Raw genomic sequence first — 4675 nt, 5'->3', positions numbered from 1 at the left:
ATTGAAAAATAGGGGTCAATATCGAAATGATGAAAAAAGCTATGCCTGTACCACAGAAATCCAATCCTAAAATTTATTTAGGACACAAGTGATTTACACTAAAACGATTTTAAAATTCAGAAAAAAAATACTAAATTTAAATAAACAATTATAACATTATAAAAAAACAAAATCAGTCTATTTTTCAATTAAATTAATAAACACAATTACAAATCAGATCGTTTTATGAGAAAATTAAACCTTGAAGAATCTGCATTTCTTTATGGAGGAAAGGCGGTAAATAGTTGTCACGTTTCAGGTGCTCTGCTCGGGGCGGGCGCTGTATTTATTGTGGCCGGAATAGCAACTGGTGGAATTGGATTTGCAGTTGCAGGTGGCCTTTCAGCCTATTTTGGAGGGGTAACAGGATTTGCTTGTGCAGTTAGTTAAACACTTAAATATTAAAAAAATGAGAAAATTAAATTCTTACGAAGTAGAAAACCTCTCGGGAGGAAGTAAAATGAACGATTTTTTAACTGGCGCATGTTTTGGAGCTAGCATCGCACTTAGCCTCGTTACGTTCGGAGGTAGCACTATTGCGATCTGGGGTCTGAGAGCTGCAGGAGTTGGAACAACTGTGGGTTGCGCCTTTATTTAATTCACATTCTTTTAACGTTCATTAATGAAAGCCTTGCTTTGAGGCTTTCATTAATACATATATTTGCATTTATGAAAAATCACATTCAATATTTAATAAAAAAATACTCATATGATATTATTGAATTAATTCTATATTTATTAACTGTAATTTTGTTATTTTTTAAGGTTAAGATTGTAGAACAACCTATATTAAATATAATTATTCTAATAATCCCATCAATCATTTCTTTAATATCTTCTCTCATAAGAATAAAAAAAAAAAATAACTACACATAAATAAATATATGATCAAAAATTCGATAAAAAAGCTATTAGAGAACAATTCAATTATTTTAGCCTTATTATTGCTATCGTATATGGGTATTTCATTTTACATGGCTAATATATCTCCAAGCAAAACGCTATATATAAACAATTTAAGAGAACAACTTTCTGAGACTGAAATAAAAAGTTTATTAAAAAATGTAGATAAATATGCTTGGCTCGGATACTTTTTAATAATACTTACTATATTAATAAGAGTGTTTATTGTTAGTTTTTTTTTATTCATCGGAACTACATTGTCAGGATACGAAGTAAAATTCAAGCAATTATTTAATATTTCCATAAAGGCAGATTTCATCTTTATAATTCCATTACTCATTAAGATCTTTTGGATTCAACTTGAAATCAATAACATCAACATAAAAGACATCGAATATTTCTACCCGCTATCTTTAATTCAGTTAATTAACCCAAGGGAGATAGACCCACTTTGGATTTATCCATTTCAAACAATAAATCTTTTTGAGGTTAGCTACTGGTTCATATTAGCATTTGGTATTTATCGAATCACAAAAATTAACTATAATGAATCATTGTCGTTGATTGTAAAATCTTACATTCCCGCACTTGCTCTCTGGATAACTCTTGTAATGTTTTTCTCAGTAACATTTTCGACTCCTTAATTTCAAAATAGTCTGCCTCATTTTAACAAACGTTTAATGCGGAAATTCTACATCACCAATTAACACTGTATGCAAAGGAAATACTTAACCTCTATTATTTTGATTTTATTTCTATCTATTATCGGTACGGTATTATATTTTACTTTCCAGAAATTACATAAAAAAAAGCTTGCCCGAGATAATATTGAATACATGCCTGATATTTCATTTTTCGATATTGCTAACAATAATCATTTTAATATTAAAAAAAACTCTAATGAGTATTCCACCTGTCTTATCCAAATAGATCCAAATTGTCACTTTTGCAATAAACAGGTTAAAGATATTTTAAAAGATCATAATCGCTTCCATAATATAACTATATTACTAGTTTCAACTGCACATGAAGATATATTAAAAGAATATTATACAGCATTAAATTTAAATAGATACCCAAATTTATACCTTCTATCGGATAGAAATCTGGTTTTCCCTAAAACATTTGGAACCTCAACTACACCTACAACAATTTTATACGAGAAGGGAGGGAGATTCATTTCTAAATTTGAGGGCATCGTTAAAATAGGTAAAATTATAAATGAATTTAAAGACTAAAAATTACAGGAAACGATAATGATTAAAAAGTATACTTTCCAACAATTAAGAAAAATATTAGTTAGACAACAAGACCAGTCTGACTGTGGGATAGCTGCTTTACAAACGGTAATTCGATGGCATGGAGGTGAATCTTTCTCTGAAGATCTAAGAATAGCTAGTGGTACTAATAGTGATGGGACAACAATGCTCGGCCTTATTCAGGCTGCTCGTGAAAATGGTTTTGAAGCAGATGGTTATGAGATGGATATCGAATATCTTTCAAAACAGACTGTACCTTGCATACTTCACCTATTTATAGATGGACTTGGTTTTCATTATATGGTATATTTAGGTCATATCTCCAATAAAGACCTCATTATTCTAGGCGATCCCGACAATGGGATCAAACTCTACTCAACAAGAGAATTATCTAAACTGTGGTTAAGTAAAAGCGCTGTAATTCTATCTCCTAATGAAACATTTGTTAAAGTAAAACAACGATTAACAAAGGAAAAAACTAAATGGTTCTATAAAAATATTGAAAAAGATATTCCTTATTTATCTATTAACTTAACCCTTGGTATAATCATATCCTTAATCAGCATAACAACGGCAATTTTCTCCCAAAAACTAATTGATCATTTATTGCCTGAAAGAAGTTATAATCAAATTGTAGTCGGCCTAATTCTTTTGTTCTTAATTTTAACTAGCCGTTCTTTGATTTCTTACCTACGTCAATACGTTATGCTTCAACAGAGTCAAGCGTACAATAAAAGGCTAACAGGATTTTTTTTAGATAAAATAATCAAGCTACCTAAACTATTTTTTAACAGTAGAAAAAAAGGGGATTTGATAGGACGACTTAACGATACTCAACGTATACAACAAAATATTAGCCATATAATTGGAAATTTTGTCATAGACACTCTAGTTATTATCGTTAGTTTAGCCGCTGTTTTTATTTATTCCGTTTTAGTAGGAATCATTGTGACAACTATTATTCCAGCAATTATATATTTAGTTTACACTTATACGAACAAATTTGTAAAAGCCCAAAAAAAGGTTATGAATAGCTATTCACAATTGGAAAGTTACTATATAAATATACTTTCCGGTATATCAGCTATCAAAGAAAATGGGGCGCAAAGCTTTTTTATCGATATGGGGAAAGAGAACTTTGCAATTTACCAGAGTGCAATATTTACCTTAGGAACTCTCACAAATCGGCTAACACTAAAAGTAGACTTTATAAGCGCTATCATGAGCGTCGGAATTATAGCAATATGTACAAATCTTTTCTTTAAAGACCAATTATCAATTGGCGCACTAATTGCGATTATATCTTTAGTATCTTCTATTTTGCCCTCTATTATAAGAATCGCCCAAATTAATGTCAATATTCAAGAAATAAAAGTAGCTTTTGAAAGGATTTTCGATTTAACGAATACAAAAGAAGAAACACTAGATGAGGAATCGCAAGATAAAATAGCATTTAAATCTTTCCGAATGGAAAATGTATGTTTTCGATTTAATGGTCGCCCCATTCTTTATGATAAGATGAAGCTTGAAATTAATAAAGGTGAGTTAATTGGAATAATTGGAGAAAGTGGAATGGGAAAAAGTACGTTAACGGAAATTATACAAGGATTCTATACCCCATATGAAGGTAACTTCTATATCAATGATAAATTATACTCAAGTTTACAATTGTCTTCGTGGAGAAAATGCTACGCCACAGTACCCCAGGAAATTAAAATATTTAATGGGAACATCTATTTCAACATTGTATTAAATAGACCTTGCACCGAAAAAGAGTTCCAAAAATTTTGTAACAACTACGGTTTTGATATACTTTTTCAAAAATGGTCAATAAACTATTTGACCTTAATTGGAGAAGAGGGACAAAAGCTTTCAGGTGGGCAAAAACAAATACTCGGATTAGCGAGAGCTCTTTATAAAAACCCACAACTACTATTATTAGACGAGTCTACATCGGCTTTAGATAAATATACGGAATCATTTATTTTAAAACTTCTTAAAAGATTAAAAATGGAAAATAATATGGCTATTTTATTTATAACCCATAAGAATTTTATCACAGAAATAGCTAATCGTACGTATAAGTTAGAAAATAAAACATTGAGCATTATTGAAGATTTAAATAGTATTGAAAGTCAATAGGTAGTGGATAAAATTGCTTCTACTAAAAATTGTTGTATTCATCCTACCAAATACATATTTTATAAGTGGGATTGTAAGTCCCCATTTTTCCGACAGCGGGAGTGTAACACCAACTGTGTCATAGGGTTAAAACTTAAAAACCTCTTTCGAGCTTGAGCCTATCCCCAAATCTAATCGTTAGTTTGTACTAGAAATAAAAAGAGGGCAAAAAACTAATATCTTGAAACACTATATTGTCATAAAAAGCTCCATCTGCAGCGTTAACTTAGAAATCTAAAAAGGCAGAACCTAGTTTATATATTAAGGACGGCAGATTAATTGAGTCAAAGCCA

General features: G+C 30.4%; 4 protein-coding genes. All 4 read left to right on the top strand.

Annotated elements, in window-relative coordinates; all coding sequences use genetic code 11:
• The first annotated feature begins 225 nt into the window (after positions 1-225).
• Positions 226-429 carry a hypothetical protein gene (locus L1283_RS28185; protein ID WP_291095613.1) on the top strand — a complete coding sequence of 68 codons (204 nt, stop codon included), beginning with the start codon at positions 226-228 and terminating at the stop codon, positions 427-429.
• Positions 430-448: 19 nt separating this feature from the next.
• Positions 449-637, top strand: a complete 189-nt coding sequence (locus L1283_RS28180; protein WP_429626800.1) for a hypothetical protein — start codon at positions 449-451, stop codon at positions 635-637.
• A gap of 1018 nt (positions 638-1655) precedes the next feature.
• The gene (locus L1283_RS28175; protein WP_429626799.1) at positions 1656-2180 is read left to right on the top strand and encodes a hypothetical protein; all 525 of its coding nucleotides are present in this window, start codon (positions 1656-1658) and stop codon (positions 2178-2180) included.
• Between the two features lie 18 nt (positions 2181-2198).
• Positions 2199-4343 carry a peptidase domain-containing ABC transporter gene (locus tag L1283_RS28170; RefSeq protein WP_429626798.1) on the top strand — a complete coding sequence of 715 codons (2145 nt, stop codon included), beginning with the start codon at positions 2199-2201 and terminating at the stop codon, positions 4341-4343.
• Positions 4344-4675 lie beyond the last annotated feature (332 nt).

The sequence above is a fragment of the Sphingobacterium sp. HSC-15S19 genome (genome assembly GCF_050433745.1).
Taxonomy (GTDB): domain Bacteria; phylum Bacteroidota; class Bacteroidia; order Sphingobacteriales; family Sphingobacteriaceae; genus Sphingobacterium; species Sphingobacterium siyangense.
The sequence above is the reverse complement of the archived record's forward strand: the minus strand, read 5'-3'. Positions and strand labels throughout refer to the sequence as shown.

Coding starts and splice junctions, on each gene's coding strand:
- L1283_RS28185 (WP_291095613.1), top strand. CDS start 226: ATGAGAAAATTAAACCTTGAAGAATCTGCATTTCTTTATGGAGGAAAG.
- L1283_RS28180 (WP_429626800.1), top strand. CDS start 449: ATGAGAAAATTAAATTCTTACGAAGTAGAAAACCTCTCGGGAGGAAGT.
- L1283_RS28175 (WP_429626799.1), top strand. CDS start 1,656: ATGCAAAGGAAATACTTAACCTCTATTATTTTGATTTTATTTCTATCT.
- L1283_RS28170 (WP_429626798.1), top strand. CDS start 2,199: ATGATTAAAAAGTATACTTTCCAACAATTAAGAAAAATATTAGTTAGA.